We start from the raw sequence: 16,235 nt of genomic DNA on the forward strand, positions 1-16,235 counted from the left end.
AAATGGCCTACAGTGATAAAGTGCTTGACCATTATGAAAATCCACGCAATGTGGGAAACTTAGATAAAGATGCCAAAAATGTCGGTACCGGTATGGTCGGCGCGCCAGCCTGTGGTGATGTGATGCGCCTGCAAATCCAAGTGGGTGATAACGGTATCATTGAAGATGCGCGCTTTAAAACCTATGGCTGTGGTTCAGCCATTGCCTCAAGCTCATTGGTTACAGAATGGCTTAAAGGCAAAACTTTGGATGAAGCTAGCGCGATTAAAAATAAAGATATCGCTGAAGAGCTGGCACTGCCACCTGTTAAAGTGCACTGCTCAGTGCTGGCAGAAGATGCCATTAAAGCAGCGATTGAAGATTATAAATCCAAAGCTGAAGCTTGATTGATTTCACGATTGTAACAGTCTTATTGATTCATTCTCAATAAGACTGTGTGTGAGTCGCTCAGAGTGGCTGGCCTAAAGATTGAAATGATTGCAGATTGAAATGAGTAAATGGGGTAGTAAAGTGATTGAATTATCAAACGATGCAGCTGAACATGTACGCGATTTTTTGCAAAACCGAGGTCATGGAGAAGGTATCCGTGTGGGTATCCGTACCGCAGGTTGTTCTGGCTTAGCTTATGTGCTGGAATTTGTCGATGAGCCAGACCCTAACGACCAACGTTTTGAAAGCAATGGGGTTAGTGTATTTATTGATCCAAAAAGCTTAGTTTATCTTAATGGTTTGAAAATGGATTTTGTCAAAGAAGGTCTCAATGAAGGCTTTAAGTTTAGTAATCCAAACCAAAAAGGTGAGTGTGGCTGTGGTGAATCTTTCACCGTTTAGTTTTTAATATTTTTTTGTCAGTATAGTGATGGCTCGGTAGGGGAAGTTGAAAATGGTTAATTATTTTGAATTGATGAATGTGCCCCAACACTATCAAATTGATATCGCCAAACTTCAGCAGACCCTTCGCCAACTTCAATCTAAGTTCCATCCTGATAATAATCTTGATGCGTCTGTGGCTGAGCAAAACCTTTCGCTATCTGCTAATACAGATGGTTTTTTGCGTGAATCAATCGCCAAATTATCCGCACTAAAGCCTGAGCAAGCGTCTGCTATTATTAATGAAGCCTACAATACGCTTAAAAACCCCGATTCTCGCGCGTCACATTTATTGGCACTCAAAGGCATTTCACAATCTATTAATCAGCCGATTCGTGATTTGGACTTTTTAGACGATGCCATGTCATTTCGCATCGATTTAGACGATGCTGATAGCCGAAGTATTACCTTGCTTAGCAAAAAACTTAGCGAATGGCTAAGTAATTACCAACTTGCTTTTGACGAAGTTTATCAAAAAATTGATAACCCAGCTGCAGCTGAGGCCAATGATGATGCCTTAACCAAACAGGCGATAGATATCATTCAAAAACTGCAGTTTTTGGTTAAACTGCAAGCAGATGTAGCAAAAACCACCGATGAATTAGCCCAGCAGAATTTTGATAATGATGACGATTTGTATGTGTAAATTATGATTAAAGGGTAAGTCGTCCTAGCATTGGTTAATTTATTTGGTTTATCATGTTTTTAATTTATAATACCATCCGTTTTGACTTTCTATAAAGATACAAACTAAGCTAAAGATATAACCTAGGCTGGTTTTATTCTCAAATTATTTTTTCTATTTTTTAATTGGTCCAATTTATGTCGTTATTACAAATCGCTGAACCCAATCAAAGTGCCAAGCCCCATGCGCATCGTTTTGCTCTAGGAATTGATTTAGGAACCACGCGCTCACTGGTAGCGGTAGTCCGTTCAGGTGAGCCACAAGTGATTGGCGATAAAGTTAGTGAATGTCAGTCGATTGACAATAACGCCAATGACAATGACGACAGTCAAATTGCTAATCAGGTAAAAGGTATTGATTGCCAAAAGCTTTTACCCTCGGTGGTGTATTTTGGCTTAGATGACAATGGCAATCCAGAAACTTTGGTAGGTAGTCATGCTGAAGCAATGGCAGAACAAGCACCAAATCATACTGTACGCTCGGTCAAACGGTTCATGGGTCGAAGCATTAAGGATATTAAGTTCAATCATCCTTATGAATTAGTCGGTGATGTCAATGTCATGCCAAGTATCCAAACCCCACAAGGTGCTAAAAACCCTGTTGAAGTATCAAGTATCCTGTTAAAACATCTGTATGACCGAGCAAAATTAGCATTACCTGACAATAGTATTGTGGGTGCGGTGATTACGGTGCCAGCTTATTTTGATGAAGCCCAGCGCCAAGCCACCAAAGATGCGGCTAAATTGGCAGGCATTCATGTGATTCGCTTATTAAACGAGCCGACGGCTGCCGCGATGGCGTATGGGCTGAACCAAACACAAGACGAAGCGTATCATCTCATTTATGATTTGGGCGGGGGCACGTTTGATGTATCGGTGTTAAAGCTCAATCACGGGGTGTATGAAGTGCTCGCAACGGGCGGCAATAGCGCACTGGGTGGCGATGATATTGACCGCCTGATTGCTAATTGGCTGATTCAACAAACAGGCCTGCATCCATCAAACATTGATAACCATCAAAAACAGCTGCTAAACGTACAGGCTCGCACGCTTAAAGAGCAGTTGTCAAAAGCAGACCAAGTGACGGCGGAGCTTTCAATTAACGGTCAAGTTTTTGATATTGTGTTAACCCAAAGCAATCTTCGTCAAATCATTCAACCTGTGACTGACCGTACATTAGCGGTTTGTGAGCAAGTGCTACGTGATGCTAAGCTCGATAAGTCCCAGCTTGATGAAGTGGTATTGGTAGGTGGTTCGACACGAATGCCATTGATTCAGCAAATTGTAGCAGAAACGTTTAATCAGCCGCCACTGTCACGCATCAATCCCGATGAAGTCGTCGCGTTAGGCGCAGCCAAATATGCTGACCAATTAATCGGACAACAGCAAGATACGGTGTTGCTGCTTGATGTCACGCCTTTATCCTTGGGGCTTGAGACCATGGGCGGTCTCACCGAAGTGATTATTCCGCGTAACACGCCCATTCCTGTGACGCGCAAACAGGTATTTACAACCTATCAAGATAACCAAAATGGTATGATTATCCATGTGGTACAGGGTGAACGTGATACAGTGGCTGACAACCGCTCGTTAGGGCAGTTTAAACTGACTGACATTCCAGCGATGAAAGCAGGATTGGCGCGTATCGAAGTCACTTTTCAAATTGATGCCAATGGTCAGTTAACCGTCTGGGCTAAAGAGTTGACAACGGGCAAAGCAAGCCAAATTCAAGTCAAGCCGTCTTACGGGTTGTCAGAAGATGAGCAGGAAAAACTGCTCAAAGCAGGCTTTGATTTTGCCATGCAAGATCGTCTGCAGCGCAGCTTGATTGAAAGTCAGGTAGAAGCAAAACGAGAATTGTTGGCGCTAGCATCCGCGCTTGCAGAATTTGGCTTTTTGTTAAGTGATGCGCAGAAAAATGCACTGCAAACCTCTATGGCTGATGTTCAACAGGCGATTGATGGTGCTGAACAAGCCCAGTTAGAAACAGCGAGCGCGCAGCTAAAAGTTCATAGTGATGATTTTGCTGCACTTATCATGAACCAAGCGGTCAATGAAACCATGAAAGGCACTTCAACCGCGGATTGGTCAAATTAATTTTGAATACATAAGACTATTAATCGTTAAGAGATTGTTATGCCAAAAATTACTGTATTACCGCATCACCAAATTTGCCCTACTGGCGCAGAGATTGAACTCAATGAAGGCGATAATCTATGCCGTGGTTTGCTAGAAAAAGGCGTGAAAATTGAGCATGCTTGTGATATGTCAAAAGCTTGTACTACTTGCCATGTTATCGTGCGAAAAGGCTTTAATAGCTTGGAGGAAATGGATGATATCGAAGCTGATTTGCTGGATCGCGCTTGGGGGCTAGAGCCAGATTCAAGACTGTCTTGCCAAGTCATCATCGAAGATGAAGATTTGACCATTGAAATTCCAAAATATACCATCAATCACGCCTCTGAAAATCATTAATACCAACCCATCAAAAAAGGCTTACTAATCATCGTTAGTAAGCCTTTTTTGATGGCGCTACTTGTCGCTAGAAACTACTCATTTCATTGCTACAACAAGGCGCTGACTCATTCAGCGCATATGTATTCACAGCATATTATGGCGCAGCAGTCTGTGGTTTAACCGTGACTTTAGTGATGGATTTTAGGTATGCTAAATAATCCTCAAACTGAGACTGACCGATATTTTCCCGCACGATTTGGGCAGTTTGTTGTTTGACTTCGGGCGTGATTTGGGCGTTGTCATTGCTAATAACCCCACCAACAATCACACTCGCACCCGATACAGTAGGGCGGGTCATGACCGCTAGTTGATTGTTAACAGCAGGTTGACTAAATGCCACACCACGCTCGTCATCGCTGAGTTTGCTATCTTGACGAGTCACAATCCCCAAATCTTGGAATGGGGCACCCGCCGCCGCAATTGAATTGGCTTGTTTGACTTTGGCAGCGATGGCATTAGCCTCTGCCACGGCTAAACTTTTTGCTTTCTCTTCAATAAGCTTGGCTTTGATAACCGGCTCGGCTTCGGCTTGTGTCATGAGTTTGCTGGTGCGGTGATTGGTTGATTGTAACCATACCACTTTATCAGAGACATCTATGCCCACTGATACACTGCCTTCTTGCAGCGCGAGTGGCTCAAATGCTGCTGCTACAATGGCAGGTTGATTGAGAGCAGATGAGTTATTGGTTTTAGGGTAGTTTTTAATCGATTTGGCGGTTAATTTATAGCGATTGGCAAGCTCAGTGATAGTAGCACCAGCGACTGTGTCATTGTTGATTTTACCAATCAAATCTTGATAGGCGGCTTCACGCTTTTGCGCCATAACTTGTTCGGTTAACACAGGCGTTAGGCTTTCAATGGTTGGTGGGGTTTGACCATTGATTTTTACCAATTTGAATAAATGATAGCCATAGTTGGTTTTGATGGGGCTGGTGACTTGACCGACTTTTAGAGTCTTGATTTGGGTCATGATGGTGTCATAATCATTGGGGAACATCGATTGGGTAATCGGACCGATATTGCCGCCATCGTTTTTACTGCCTTCATCTTGCGAGTACTGTTTGGCAAGTGCCGCAAAATCCGCTTGATTGGCATCAAGTTTATTTTTTAATGAGGTTAAGGTGGCTTGTGCTTGAGCGCCATTCATCAAAATCATTGCCAATTCGTATTCGGTCTGGTTGTTGCTATTTTTCAAATAGGTTTGATACTGTTGCTGCAATTCCTGAGCCGTTGGGGCAGCAACAGGCAGGGCATTTTTATTAAGTTCTAAATAAGTTAAATCCACCATGTCACTAGATTTAAGTGTCGCTTGATTTTTTTGATAATAACTTGCAATCTCTTGCGGCGTCACTTGTACCTGCGGCGCAAAGCTGTGCCAGTCCAAACGTAGCACTTGCACAGGGCGAGACTCAGACTGCATTGACATAAGTTTATCAATACTCCCTTGCGCAAAAATCCCTGTATTAATGATACCGCGGCTAAAGGCAGTCACCAACAAGTCTTGACGAACCGAATCAAATAATTGTTCTTTGGTCATGCCGCGACTGGTTAAATAGCTAGCAAACAACTCGTTAGAAAATTTTCCGCTGGCGTCTTGAAAGGTTTTTTCTGCCATCAACATTTGGGTGATGGTGGCATCTGACACAGTAAAACCAAGCTTGTTGGCTTGGTTGATAATCAAATAACGGTCAATCAAATTGTGCAGCATTTGCTCACGTAATTTATCGCTATTAAGTAGGCTTGCATCGCCATTCACTTGCTCAAGCAAGGTTTCGCGGCGATTGTTAATCATGGTTTGCAAGGTAGCATTATCGATATTTAACTCTGCAACTTTGGCGACAGCATTGGGGTCATCTCCGCTACGGACAATTGACTCAAACCCCGTGATGGCTAAAGGAAGTAAAAAAAGAACGAGCAAGGCTTTGCCCATCCAACCTTTCAAAAAATTGCGTAAAGATTCCATATTGCTCACTTGCAGTTTAGATGGATTTATTAAGGATAACTAATCAGGCTAAATAATCAAATCAAACACGATATTATAGGGGAACTGTCCACCAAAATCATTATCTTTCATCAAGTTGGGTAGACAGTTTTAAGATATAGTAAAATAGTAAAATAGCAAAATAGTAAAAAGGCAGACTGTTAACAATGTATAAATTCTTAAATAACGCTTTATAAATTCTTAGATAGCTCTGAAATAATAGCGTCAAGGATTTTGAGTCTTGCGGTGTATTTATCATCGGTGGCAATCACATACCATGGGCGTTTTTTATGGTGGGTCAAATGAATCATATCGGACGCGGCTTGTACGTACTCATGCCATTTGGCGCGGTTACGCCAATCGTCATCGGTAATTTTAAACTGCTTATTGGGCGTCTCTTCACGCGCTCTAAAGCGTTTAAGTTCTTCTTCTTCACTGATAGCGAGCCAAAACTTGACCACAATGGCATTGCTCTGTACCAAGTCGTTTTCAAAGCGATTGATTTCGCCATAAGCACGTTGCCAGTCTGCCTCTTTTGCAAAGCCTTCAATACGCTCAACGAGTACCCGACCATACCAACTACGGTCAAAAATGGTCACTCGGCTATTATGCAGGCGTTGTTTGAGTAAGGCGACGCATTTATTGCGTTTGAATTTTTGCGATAAATACACTATATCCACATCTGCCATTTCATCATGGGGCAGTCGCGTCCAAAAACGCCACAGATAGGCGTGTTTTAATTCATCTTCGGTCGGTGCAGAGATAGCATGGATGGTAAATTCACGCGGGTCGAGTGGGGCAATGATGCGGCGTATCGCCCCGCCTTTGCCTGCTGCATCCATGCCTTCAAAGACAAAGATGATATGGCGCTGACCTCGCTCACGAATCAGTTCAGCGAGTATATTTTGTTTGCTATGCAGTTGTTCTTTATAGTCTGCCTTTGCTAATGCTTGGTTATCGACGCTAACCAACTCATCAATCAGTGGGGTGGGTTTAAAAGGCAGTGGGGTAGGTTTAACAGGATTTTTGTCCGTTTTAGGGTTAGCTGATTTATCAGTTTTTGCTCGGTTGTCTTGGACATCATCGGCTGCAGACAGTTGGTTCATGGTTTGCAGCGCTGCTAACACAACATTCGCAAATTGGATGTTTGAGGCATCAATATCCTGTCCATCTATGTGGTGCCAGCTTGATTGTAACCCCATTAGCTTACTGCTAAAACGTTTGAAACGTTTCACGTCTTTTTTTCGAAACCAATCTAAATGGTACAACTGCTCAGGGTCAGGCTCTTCATCGGTCAAGCGTTTTTTTAGCGTTTTGTTATCGACTGAAAACCAGCATTTGACGATATCAGTGTTGTTATTGACCAAATCTTGTTCAAACGCCTCAATGTCTTCAATCATTTGCTGTAAACGCTGTTCATCAATATCATCGCCACAGTCAAACACATAACGAATCAAGTCAGCGTACCAGTTGCCAAAATACACCGCAATTTCGCCCTTTCTAGGCAGTTGCCATGTGTGACGTTGCCAAATCGGTTGGTAGCGGCTGGGATGCTGTCCCATGGTGGCGTGAACCTTGATATAGCGTGCGTCCATCCATTCGATTAGCGCTTTGACCGCTTCGCCTTTGCCCGAATTTTCCATACCATTCACCAAGATTAGTAACCCGCGCGAGTTTTTGCCAGCCCGTTGCTCGTGTAGGGTGGTTTGCTCGGTAATCAAGTCAAAACTTAATTGCGCCTCAAGCGTTGCAGGTGGCGTTTTGTGAACTTTGTTGGCTTTGGCAGATTTGCCAGCGTGATTGGTGGGTGCAGACGTGGCTGTATTGTTATTATCCAAGCTATTATTTAAGTTATTATTCAAGTTGTTATCTAAGCTATTGGTTAAACTGTTGCTATTTTGCATTGGCATACGACCTTCTTAGGGAAATACCCGAAATTTTGCTAATGACCGCTTCATTTTTTTAAAAGATAGCAGTTATCCTACACTTGAACAATTTACGATTTGTATTTTTGGGAGATTTACATTAAGGTAATGCGGCACAAAACTGCATTTTACTGTGGGTTTATACAGTGGATAAACTGCAGTTTCTCTGTTTTGAATTTAAAAATTTTGCAAAAAAAACGAGGCCCTATGAGCAGCTTAAGCCAATTAGAACAAGATTTAAAACAATTCCGCGCCCTTCCATACCACAGCGATACCCAGTTAGCGCAAAAACTCAGTGAAGTACAAGCCTGGCAACGCGGTCGTATTCATAAAACCCACCAAACCTTATTTGCCAGCGCCAACAACCAAGCCATGGGCGAGTTTTTAATTGACCAACTGTATGGGGGCGAAAAATTCAATGTGCTGGCTGAACAGCTAGAGCGCATGGTACAAAAGGCTGAAAAACTAGAAAAATTTATCCCTGCCAATGCCGTGAGCACAGGGGCAGCCGGTATCATCGAAGCGATTAACGCCATTAAGCTTGATCTGCAGCTTGCTCAATATTTACAAGAGAATCATTTATCCGTGGATGAGCCATCCATGATTAAAGCCTATCAATCCGTGAACGCAGAGTCAGCAAGACGCCAACAGATTGCTGACCTCAAACAAATGTGCTATCGCACGGATAAATATCTTAAATCATTTATCTTACAAAAAGCATTTTCACTCGCCAAAGGCACAGCGTACAAAAAAGGCTTTCAGCCGTTATATGACTTTATCGCTGAAGGTTTTGCTGCCATCAAACCGATTAAAAGTATTGGCGCATTTATTGAGCCATTTTGTGAAAAAGAGTTGCAAATCATTACCAATGTGCATGCGGGCAAAGAACATCCCTTTGATGTTTAGTGATAAAATAGAAAAAAATTTTGCACGAACTTTGCGCTTTTAACTTTGCCAATTTTTGATTGGCGATGACCTCACTAGGAAACCACATGAACGACAATAACCATAATTCAATCCAAGACAGCTTGGTTAAAGACAGCATCCAAGCCAATGACAAGCTCAATAGCCAAGTACAACAGTCACTAACAGCTGACACCACCATCAACCGTCAATTTACTGGCACAGCTGATTTGCCAGAATCCGTGCCCCAAGGTCAGCAGCTCACTCGCCCTGCAACCGCTACCCCAAATGACGCTATCCCCAATGAGTCGTCAGCGCAATCAACTAGCGGTTTTGATAAATCAGCTATCTACAATCCGCATACCGAAGCCACTGATGGCAATGAAGAAACCCATTTTGGCTACAAAACCGTCAAAAAAGCTGAAAAACAAGAAAAAGTAGCAGAAGTGTTTACCTCTGTTGCCAAAAAATACGACATCATGAATGATTTAATGTCACTGGGTATTCATCGTCTGTGGAAACGCTATGCCATCAGCCTAACGGGCGTGCGTGCAGGTCAACGGGTGCTAGATATCGCAGGGGGCACAGGTGACTTGGCAAAAGCCTTTAGTAAAGAGGTCGGTCGCACAGGTCATGTGGTATTGTCCGATATCAATGAAGCGATGCTAGAGGTCGGTCGTGAGCGTCTGCTCAATGCAGGCTGTAGTAATGTCGACTTTGTACTAGCCAATGCTGAGACGCTGGCGCCATTTGAAGATGAAAGTTTTGATTTGGTGACCATTAGCTTTGGGCTACGCAACGTCACTGACAAAGACGCGGCACTGCGCTCGATGTATCGGGTGCTCAAAAAAGGTGGTCGCTTGCTGATTTTGGAATTTTCAAAACCGGTGTTTGAGCCATTTGGTAAAGTCTATGATTTGTATTCATTTACCGCATTGCCACTCATGGGTAAATTGGTGGCGAATGACAGCGAAAGCTATCAGTATTTGGCAGAGTCTATCCGTATGCACCCAGACCAACGCACGCTAAAAGGCATGATGGAAGACGCAGGCTTTGTCAATTGTGATTATCACAACTTAACAGGCGGCATCGTGGCGGTACATCGTGGGTTTAAAAAGTAACTGATGGCGAAAAATATAATAGCTCACTGAAATTTATATACTAAAAGAGAATCAGATGTTTACTGTATTACTACTCGCAGGCATTGAAAAAGTGGTTAATTTAGCGATTGCCACTGACTCCATCACCCAAGCAGGGTTACAACCATTATCGGGTAAAGTTTTGCGCCTAGTGATGGCAGAGCCAGCCATTGAATTTGATACGATTTTTAATGATGACCATATCCGCTTTGAACCTGTGACGGTTGATGTTTTTGAACCTAAAGGTAGCGCCGTGGTAAGCAAACCTGATTGTATTGTCAAGGTGGACAACCCTGTGCATTTGCTCAATTTGATGGGTGAACCACAAGGCAATCTGCCGATTGAGGGCGATTATAAAGTGCTGATGCAAGTCAAACAGTTGGTCGCTGGGTTTGACCCTGACATCATTGGTAAACTGCAACCTTTGATTGGTCTGCCGATGGCAAGTCAACTGTCTAATCTGTTAGCCAACCTAAAAGGCACAATCGCTGCACCTGCCAAAGAGATGTTTGCCGATATTGCCAATATCAGAGAGTGGAAAACCAACGATGCAAGTACTGATGCCAATGCAGGCAATGAGTTAAAACAACAGCTACTAAAACTGCGGGCGGATATTGAACGTGAACAAGCCAGACTTGATGCCATCAAGCAACAGCAAGCGGCTTTAATGAAACAATAAATTAGAAAAGTAGATTGCAAAAGTAAATTTATTGCAAAATTCGCTTTTGCACAATCAAAATGACGGGTTAAATCCCCGTCTTTTTTTTAACCATTAAAAAATTGCTTATATCATGCTAGAATTCCCACCATTGATAAGCTTTCTAACGAGTTGCCAACGTGTTACTAAATCATCGCAAACGTCTTTTACAACTGTGGCGCATTGCCGCTCATTATCGTGTTGATACGCATCTGCCTATTGAAGAGACGCCGCAGCTTGAGCCCATTGCCAAACTTATCCGTATGCACCCTGCCAGCTATTTTCAAAAACCCCATCCAGACGGGGTTAGGCTGGCGCTTGAAGAGATGGGCACGCTGTTTTTAAAATTAGGGCAGCTGCTTTCCACGCGTCGTGATTTGGTCACTCCTGAGATTATTGAGCAGTTGGTGCATCTGCAAGACAGGGTGAAACCCTTTAGTGTCGATACGGTTATCGAGCAAATTGAACAATCGACAAAAAAAGGCGGTTTGGGGCAAACTATCAACCAGCTATTTGCTAGATTTGATGGCACACCGTTAGCGGCGGCATCCATTGCCCAAGTACACACCGCACGCCTGCATGATGGGCGTGAAGTGGTGGTTAAAGTAGTTCGCCCAACCATCCGTGAACAGATTATTGAAGATTTTGAACTATTGCGCGATTTGGCACAATGGGCGTCAGCACGGATTGAAGCGGCGCGTGCCGTACATATTATCGATATCGTTGAAGATTATCGGCAAGTCTTGCTCAATGAGCTTGATTTAACCCTTGAAGCTGCCAATACCACCCAAATGCGTAACAACTTTTTGGGTTCATCGATGATGTATGTGCCTGAAGTGTATCAAGCCAGCAAAAACATCATGATTATGGAGCGCATTGTTGGGGTGCCGATTTCGCAAACCCAAGTATTTGATGCGCTTGGATATGATAGGGCGGCACTTGCGGCAAAAGGATTAACGATTTTTTTCACGCAAGTATTTCGAGATAATTTCTTCCATGCCGATATGCACCCAGGCAATGTGTTTGTTGAAACCCTGCCAGCTGATACCCCAAATCCCAATCCCCGCTACATCGCCCTTGATTGCTCAATCGTGGGCGAGCTATCTAAAGCTGACCAAATGATTGTGGCAAGGCTTTTATTATCGGTAATGAACAATAACTTTACCGGTCTGGTGGATATCATCGCGCGGGCAGGCTGGATTCCACCCAATACCGATAAATACGCCCTCATGCGCGATATGCGCCGCACCGTGTCACCGATGATTAGTAAGCCAATCAACGACATTGATTTTGCAGGCGTGCTCATGTCGGTGCTCGATATTGCGCGTCGCTATCATTTGGATATACCGCCGCAATTAATGTTACTGCTTAAAACGCTCGTGCATGTGGAAGGTTTAGGACGGGATTTATACCCTGAGCTTGATATTTGGTCGCTCGCCAAACCGATTTTGACAGGCTGGGTGAAGCAGCAGTTTGACCCGATGCAAAAAATTGGCGAGCTACGCAAGCAATTACCTGAACTGTTACTGAGTCTCAATGACATGCCACAATTGCTGGATAACAGTTTGCAAAGTCTGTCAAATTTGGGTGGCCACCAAGACCAGCAGCTGCGTGAAATACAGCAAATTCGCTCAGATATGCTCAAAAGTCGTCAGCAGGATTGGCTTGCGCTGCTTGGGTTTGTGGGTGCATTGTTTATCGCGCAAATGATTGCCAGTCATACCGTTTGGCAGGTGAGTAGCTGGCTTGCACCGATTTTTTATGTGATTGCCGTGCTGTTTGTATTGTGGCGGTTGTTAAATTAGCGACTTAAACATGCTTCATATAATGATCGGCTAGCAGTTTGACGATCGTAGGGATAAAGGGTTTTGCCAAATCATGTCCCATGTCTTTAATCAAATGAAACTCACTGTGCGCAATCGCTTTGGCAATCGCCCGACCATGCGCCGATGGCACCAGCCCATCTTTTTCCCCATGAATGATAATGGTTGGCTGTTTGATTTTTTGGTCGAATTTAACAATAGAGCCAGTGGCTAATATCGCTTGCAACTGCTGAAGCGCGCCACGTGGGTGATAACTACGTTCAAACCGCAAACGAATGAGCCGTTCTACTTCCTCTTCATCCACATGATTGGGGGAGCCGATACGCTGCATACACCACACGCCGTATGCGACCACGTCATCAATTTGGGTGGTTTTGGGATGTGAAAGTAGGGTTTGCAGCTGCTTTGGCTTGGTGGGTGGTAAAAATGGCTTGTTATTACTGGTAAACATGAGACCCAGTGTCGACACGCGTTTTGGGTATTTAGCAGCCAAAATTTGCGCAATCATCCCGCCCATAGATGCCCCCACCACATACACATTGTTTAGCGCTAATTTATCAAGCAAGCGGCGGGTATCTTCGACCATGTCAAATAAGTTATACGCCACCGGAAAATGACGGTTCGTCAAACCCACTTGCATACGCAGCATCATTTTGACATTGTTGATGGGAAAACGCGGGAAGGGTCGTGCGATTTTTGATGATAGCCCGATATCACGATTGTCAAAACGAATCACAAAAAAGCCTGCATCAATCAAGCCTTTGACAAAACTATCTGGCCAAAACACTAACTGCGAGCCTAAGCCCATGATCAGCAGCAAGGGCGGATGATCAGGATTGCCACCAACTTCAACACACAGTTGTAATTCATCACCGATATCAATGATGGCACTTTGCATAAAGTCCGTAATCACTGAGGGTTGAAAATTAAATTTGGCTAAATCCATAATTTATTCCAAAAATATCAATCTGCTAGTGGGGTGTTGAATTAACTTGCCGCATTAGATGACCCGTTGCACGAGCATGGCTACTAAGACAGCCAATCCGCCACTTGCTTTGTTAACGTTAAGCGCTGTTTTGCTGCTTCTTTACCGGCTAATACAAATCCTAAAATGCTATGAGGATCATCTTTTGGATGGGCGGTCATGACCATTCCGTCAGTGGTTGGGGTTGTTTGCCAATAGAGTTGATCGTCACTGTACTGCCCCGATACGGGTAATACCACCAAAGGTAAACTAGGTGTTTTGATAGCCACCGGCATGGCAGGATACGCCACTTTGGTCGGCGCCATGTTAGGGTCAGCCAGAGTTTTTGCCAAGGCTTTGGCTTGGTTCATCAATGGCATGACATAGGGCATATAGCTACCCATCACGTTGGCACAATCGCCAATGGCATAAATATGCTTTGCCGATGTGGCTAGGCAGGCATCGACCTTGATGCCTTGCTGCACTGTTCTGGGTAAATGGGTTACTGTAGGATTGATGTGCTGTGACGATGCTATGGCAATGTTCGCTGATACGGCAAGGTCAGTATTAGCCACCAAACCAATCGCTATCAAAACAATATCCGCTTCAAAGGTTTGTGATTGCTTATCCCTGTCAAACGAGATGGTCACGGTTGCATTATCGTTTGTATTGATATTTGTAGTAATATTTTTATTAAGGTTTGTCGTGATACTGGTGATATCAGTGCCTAAATAAAATGTCACCCCTGACTGAGTCAAAGCGTCTTGTAGCATGATGCCTGCCTGGCTAGGAAGCTGCTGAGCCAGTGGACGTGCCGCTTTATCAAACACTGCCACTGTGATGTCAGCGGTCTGGTTACCGGTATTTTGACCAATCAAATCATTGGCAAATTCACAACCAATCAACCCTGCACCAATAATCGCTACCTTAACCGGCGCTGATTTTTGAGATTTTAGGGTGTTTAGGCGCTGCTGAAAGCTTTTGTACTCATCTAGATGATTAACAGCAAAAATGGTTTGATGATTGACAGCTAGATTGGGTAACAGTCTAGAATGCGCGCCTGTCGCCAATACCAAATCTCGATATGCAAGCGTTGTTTGAGAAGCTTCATTGACTAACGAGCGAACCACAATAACTTGTTCAGCGGCATTAATATCGGTGACTTGATGAAAATTTAATAGGGTTAGGTTTAACGTTTCTGCCATTTTTGCCGCGCTTGCATTAGCGATGGAATCGGCAAGTTTGTTTTGCGCATAGGCATTTGACAAGGTTGGTTTAGCGTAGCTATCACCACTGTCTTGGCACACCATCACGATAGGCAAGCTAGTCGTTAGCTTTCTGAGCTCACGCGCTAGCGTATAGCCCGCCATCCCTGAGCCAATAATAATCACAGGTTGTGGTTCTGTATTTGACAGTTGCGCAATAGGCGCGCCATTTGAACTGATACTGTCTAAGCTTATACTATTGTCACTGGCAGTATCGACACTCGCACTATTGACATTGTTAGTTGATTGCATGATAAAACCCTATTATATTTATTATAGTTCAATCATTTCAAAGTCCACTTTACCAACCCCACATTCAGGGCAAGTCCAGTCTTCGGGAATATCTTCCCATCGTGTACCCGGAAGGATGCCTTCTTCTGGGCAGCCCAGTGCCTCATCATACACCCAACCACACACGATACATTGATATTTTTTCATTGGTAACTTTCCCTATATTAGTGGTAACTTTTGCTATTGAAGATAAGGATAAAAATTGCAATTACAATGCCGAGCAGTATGTTAACCATGCAAAACTTACGCAATCACCTAAAAATTTAACTTGCGATAGTTTACAAGTATGCACTGAAACAAGCAAGCCAATGACAGGCAACATTCAAGCCCATACCGCAAATTTTTAAATCAGTTCGCCCAAGTCTAGCCTATTAATCATGACTAAGGTAAAGGCTTAACGCCATCTATGACGCTGATTGGCTCAGCAGGAAAAAATTGCTAGAATGAGGCATGCTTTAGCAATTTTTACTTAATTCTTACTTAATACTTAATTTTACTTAACACTTATTTTTTCTGAACTCGGTCAATCCTATGCAATCAACTATCTCCCCTGATTCACCACACCCATTTTGGCAAATCATCAGAGTGGTACCTGATTTTCCCAAACAAGGCATTGCGTTTTATGATATCACGCCATTATTGCGCGCTCACGTCAATGCGGTAATTGATGCGTTACTGGCAGTGATACCACAGCCAGTATTTGATGCGGTTGATTGTTTTGGCGCCATTGAAGCACGGGGGTTTATCTTTGCCAGCCTGTTAGCAGGTCGAACAGGCAAAGGTATGGTATTGGTACGCAAAGAAGGCAAGCTGCCACCGCCTGTGGCGAAAAAAAGCTATGCGCTAGAATATGGTACCGATACGCTAGAAATGCAGGCGGGACTTACGCCCGCGAATGTGTTGTTGGTGGACGATATATTGGCGACAGGCGGTACTTTGAGCGCTGCGGTGGGACTTTGTGAAGCCGCAGGACATCAAGTGTTAGGCGCACTTGTGTTACTTGATTTGGTGAATTTGCATCAACCGCTTGCTATACCACTTTATACTGTGTTGCAAGCTAAAGGTTAGTGGGACGGCATGGGGCTAATCATGATTAAAGGACATGATTAGCCGCTAACAAAAATTTAATGAACCAAGCTTTATTCATCAAAGTTTTAATGAATAAAGCTTTAATTA

15 protein-coding genes are annotated in these 16,235 nt (G+C 43.6%); 10 read left to right on the forward strand and 5 right to left on the reverse strand.

What is annotated here, in order from left to right; translation table 11 throughout:
- Positions 1-2 precede the first annotated feature (2 nt).
- The 5 genes from iscU (at position 3) to fdx (ending at position 4,029) form a co-directional block, all read left to right on the forward strand.
- Complete coding sequence (iscU, locus tag LAJ61_RS10730) at positions 3-386, forward strand: Fe-S cluster assembly scaffold IscU (protein WP_007116687.1); 384 nt, start codon at positions 3-5, stop codon at positions 384-386.
- A gap of 103 nt (positions 387-489) precedes the next feature.
- A complete protein-coding gene (gene iscA, locus LAJ61_RS10735; RefSeq protein ID WP_219332926.1) occupies positions 490-831 on the forward strand; it encodes an iron-sulfur cluster assembly protein IscA in 342 nt (113 codons plus the stop codon).
- Between the two features lie 52 nt (positions 832-883).
- Positions 884-1,516, forward strand: coding sequence for a Fe-S protein assembly co-chaperone HscB (locus tag LAJ61_RS10740; protein WP_224053915.1), 633 nt, complete (start codon positions 884-886; stop codon positions 1,514-1,516).
- A gap of 176 nt (positions 1,517-1,692) precedes the next feature.
- A complete protein-coding gene (hscA, locus tag LAJ61_RS10745; protein ID WP_224053916.1) occupies positions 1,693-3,651 on the forward strand; it encodes a Fe-S protein assembly chaperone HscA in 1,959 nt (652 codons plus the stop codon).
- A gap of 39 nt (positions 3,652-3,690) precedes the next feature.
- Positions 3,691-4,029 carry an ISC system 2Fe-2S type ferredoxin gene (gene fdx / locus LAJ61_RS10750; protein WP_224053917.1) on the forward strand — a complete coding sequence of 113 codons (339 nt, stop codon included), beginning with the start codon at positions 3,691-3,693 and terminating at the stop codon, positions 4,027-4,029.
- A gap of 136 nt (positions 4,030-4,165) precedes the next feature.
- Here fdx and LAJ61_RS10755 read toward each other — a convergent pair whose 3' ends face one another.
- Positions 4,166-6,034: a SurA N-terminal domain-containing protein gene (locus LAJ61_RS10755; RefSeq protein WP_224053918.1), complete on the reverse strand. Its 1,869-nt coding sequence runs from the start codon at positions 6,032-6,034 to the stop codon at positions 4,166-4,168.
- Positions 6,035-6,243: 209 nt separating this feature from the next.
- Positions 6,244-7,962: an ATPase gene (locus tag LAJ61_RS10760; protein WP_224053919.1), complete on the reverse strand. Its 1,719-nt coding sequence runs from the start codon at positions 7,960-7,962 to the stop codon at positions 6,244-6,246.
- A gap of 222 nt (positions 7,963-8,184) precedes the next feature.
- Here LAJ61_RS10760 and LAJ61_RS10765 point away from each other — a divergent pair, with 222 nt between their 5' ends.
- The 4 genes from LAJ61_RS10765 (at position 8,185) to LAJ61_RS10780 (ending at position 12,521) form a co-directional block, all read left to right on the forward strand.
- On the forward strand, positions 8,185-8,883 hold the full coding sequence (locus tag LAJ61_RS10765) for a DUF8198 family protein (protein ID WP_224053920.1): 699 nt from the start codon (positions 8,185-8,187) through the stop codon (positions 8,881-8,883).
- Positions 8,884-8,969: 86 nt separating this feature from the next.
- A complete protein-coding gene (gene ubiE, locus LAJ61_RS10770; protein WP_224053921.1) occupies positions 8,970-10,001 on the forward strand; it encodes a bifunctional demethylmenaquinone methyltransferase/2-methoxy-6-polyprenyl-1,4-benzoquinol methylase UbiE in 1,032 nt (343 codons plus the stop codon).
- A gap of 55 nt (positions 10,002-10,056) precedes the next feature.
- A complete protein-coding gene (locus tag LAJ61_RS10775; RefSeq protein WP_224053922.1) occupies positions 10,057-10,698 on the forward strand; it encodes a ubiquinone biosynthesis accessory factor UbiJ in 642 nt (213 codons plus the stop codon).
- A 158-nt stretch (positions 10,699-10,856) separates the two neighbouring features.
- A complete protein-coding gene (locus LAJ61_RS10780) occupies positions 10,857-12,521 on the forward strand; it encodes an ABC1 kinase family protein (protein WP_224053923.1) in 1,665 nt (554 codons plus the stop codon).
- 4 nt (positions 12,522-12,525) lie between these two features.
- On the opposite strand, the gene LAJ61_RS10785 is transcribed toward LAJ61_RS10780, so the two are convergent.
- From LAJ61_RS10785 to LAJ61_RS10795, 3 genes are all read right to left on the reverse strand, one after another.
- The gene (locus LAJ61_RS10785) at positions 12,526-13,485 is read right to left on the reverse strand and encodes an alpha/beta fold hydrolase (protein ID WP_224053924.1); all 960 of its coding nucleotides are present in this window, start codon (positions 13,483-13,485) and stop codon (positions 12,526-12,528) included.
- Between the two features lie 83 nt (positions 13,486-13,568).
- The gene (locus LAJ61_RS10790) at positions 13,569-15,020 is read right to left on the reverse strand and encodes an FAD-dependent oxidoreductase (RefSeq protein WP_224053925.1); all 1,452 of its coding nucleotides are present in this window, start codon (positions 15,018-15,020) and stop codon (positions 13,569-13,571) included.
- Between the two features lie 21 nt (positions 15,021-15,041).
- A complete protein-coding gene (locus LAJ61_RS10795) occupies positions 15,042-15,206 on the reverse strand; it encodes a rubredoxin (RefSeq protein ID WP_007116674.1) in 165 nt (54 codons plus the stop codon).
- A gap of 384 nt (positions 15,207-15,590) precedes the next feature.
- Between LAJ61_RS10795 and LAJ61_RS10800 the strand changes: the two genes are divergently transcribed.
- Positions 15,591-16,127, forward strand: coding sequence for an adenine phosphoribosyltransferase (locus LAJ61_RS10800; RefSeq protein ID WP_135889911.1), 537 nt, complete (start codon positions 15,591-15,593; stop codon positions 16,125-16,127).
- Positions 16,128-16,235 lie beyond the last annotated feature (108 nt).

This window comes from Faucicola osloensis (assembly GCF_020041925.1).
Taxonomy (GTDB): domain Bacteria; phylum Pseudomonadota; class Gammaproteobacteria; order Pseudomonadales; family Moraxellaceae; genus Faucicola; species Faucicola osloensis_D.

What these genes read in the sequence shown, in the direction of transcription:
- LAJ61_RS10775 (WP_224053922.1), top strand. Translation starts at nt 10,057, where the DNA reads ATGTTTACTGTATTACTACTCGCAGGCATTGAAAAAGTGGTTAATTTA.
- LAJ61_RS10755 (WP_224053918.1), bottom strand. Translation starts at nt 6,034, where the DNA reads ATGGAATCTTTACGCAATTTTTTGAAAGGTTGGATGGGCAAAGCCTTG.
- iscA (WP_219332926.1), top strand. Translation starts at nt 490, where the DNA reads ATGAGTAAATGGGGTAGTAAAGTGATTGAATTATCAAACGATGCAGCT.
- LAJ61_RS10790 (WP_224053925.1), bottom strand. Translation starts at nt 15,020, where the DNA reads ATGCAATCAACTAACAATGTCAATAGTGCGAGTGTCGATACTGCCAGT.
- iscU (WP_007116687.1), top strand. Translation starts at nt 3, where the DNA reads ATGGCCTACAGTGATAAAGTGCTTGACCATTATGAAAATCCACGCAAT.
- ubiE (WP_224053921.1), top strand. Translation starts at nt 8,970, where the DNA reads ATGAACGACAATAACCATAATTCAATCCAAGACAGCTTGGTTAAAGAC.
- LAJ61_RS10795 (WP_007116674.1), bottom strand. Translation starts at nt 15,206, where the DNA reads ATGAAAAAATATCAATGTATCGTGTGTGGTTGGGTGTATGATGAGGCA.
- LAJ61_RS10785 (WP_224053924.1), bottom strand. Translation starts at nt 13,485, where the DNA reads ATGGATTTAGCCAAATTTAATTTTCAACCCTCAGTGATTACGGACTTT.
- LAJ61_RS10800 (WP_135889911.1), top strand. Translation starts at nt 15,591, where the DNA reads ATGCAATCAACTATCTCCCCTGATTCACCACACCCATTTTGGCAAATC.
- LAJ61_RS10765 (WP_224053920.1), top strand. Translation starts at nt 8,185, where the DNA reads ATGAGCAGCTTAAGCCAATTAGAACAAGATTTAAAACAATTCCGCGCC.
- LAJ61_RS10740 (WP_224053915.1), top strand. Translation starts at nt 884, where the DNA reads ATGGTTAATTATTTTGAATTGATGAATGTGCCCCAACACTATCAAATT.
- LAJ61_RS10760 (WP_224053919.1), bottom strand. Translation starts at nt 7,962, where the DNA reads ATGCCAATGCAAAATAGCAACAGTTTAACCAATAGCTTAGATAACAAC.
- hscA (WP_224053916.1), top strand. Translation starts at nt 1,693, where the DNA reads ATGTCGTTATTACAAATCGCTGAACCCAATCAAAGTGCCAAGCCCCAT.
- fdx (WP_224053917.1), top strand. Translation starts at nt 3,691, where the DNA reads ATGCCAAAAATTACTGTATTACCGCATCACCAAATTTGCCCTACTGGC.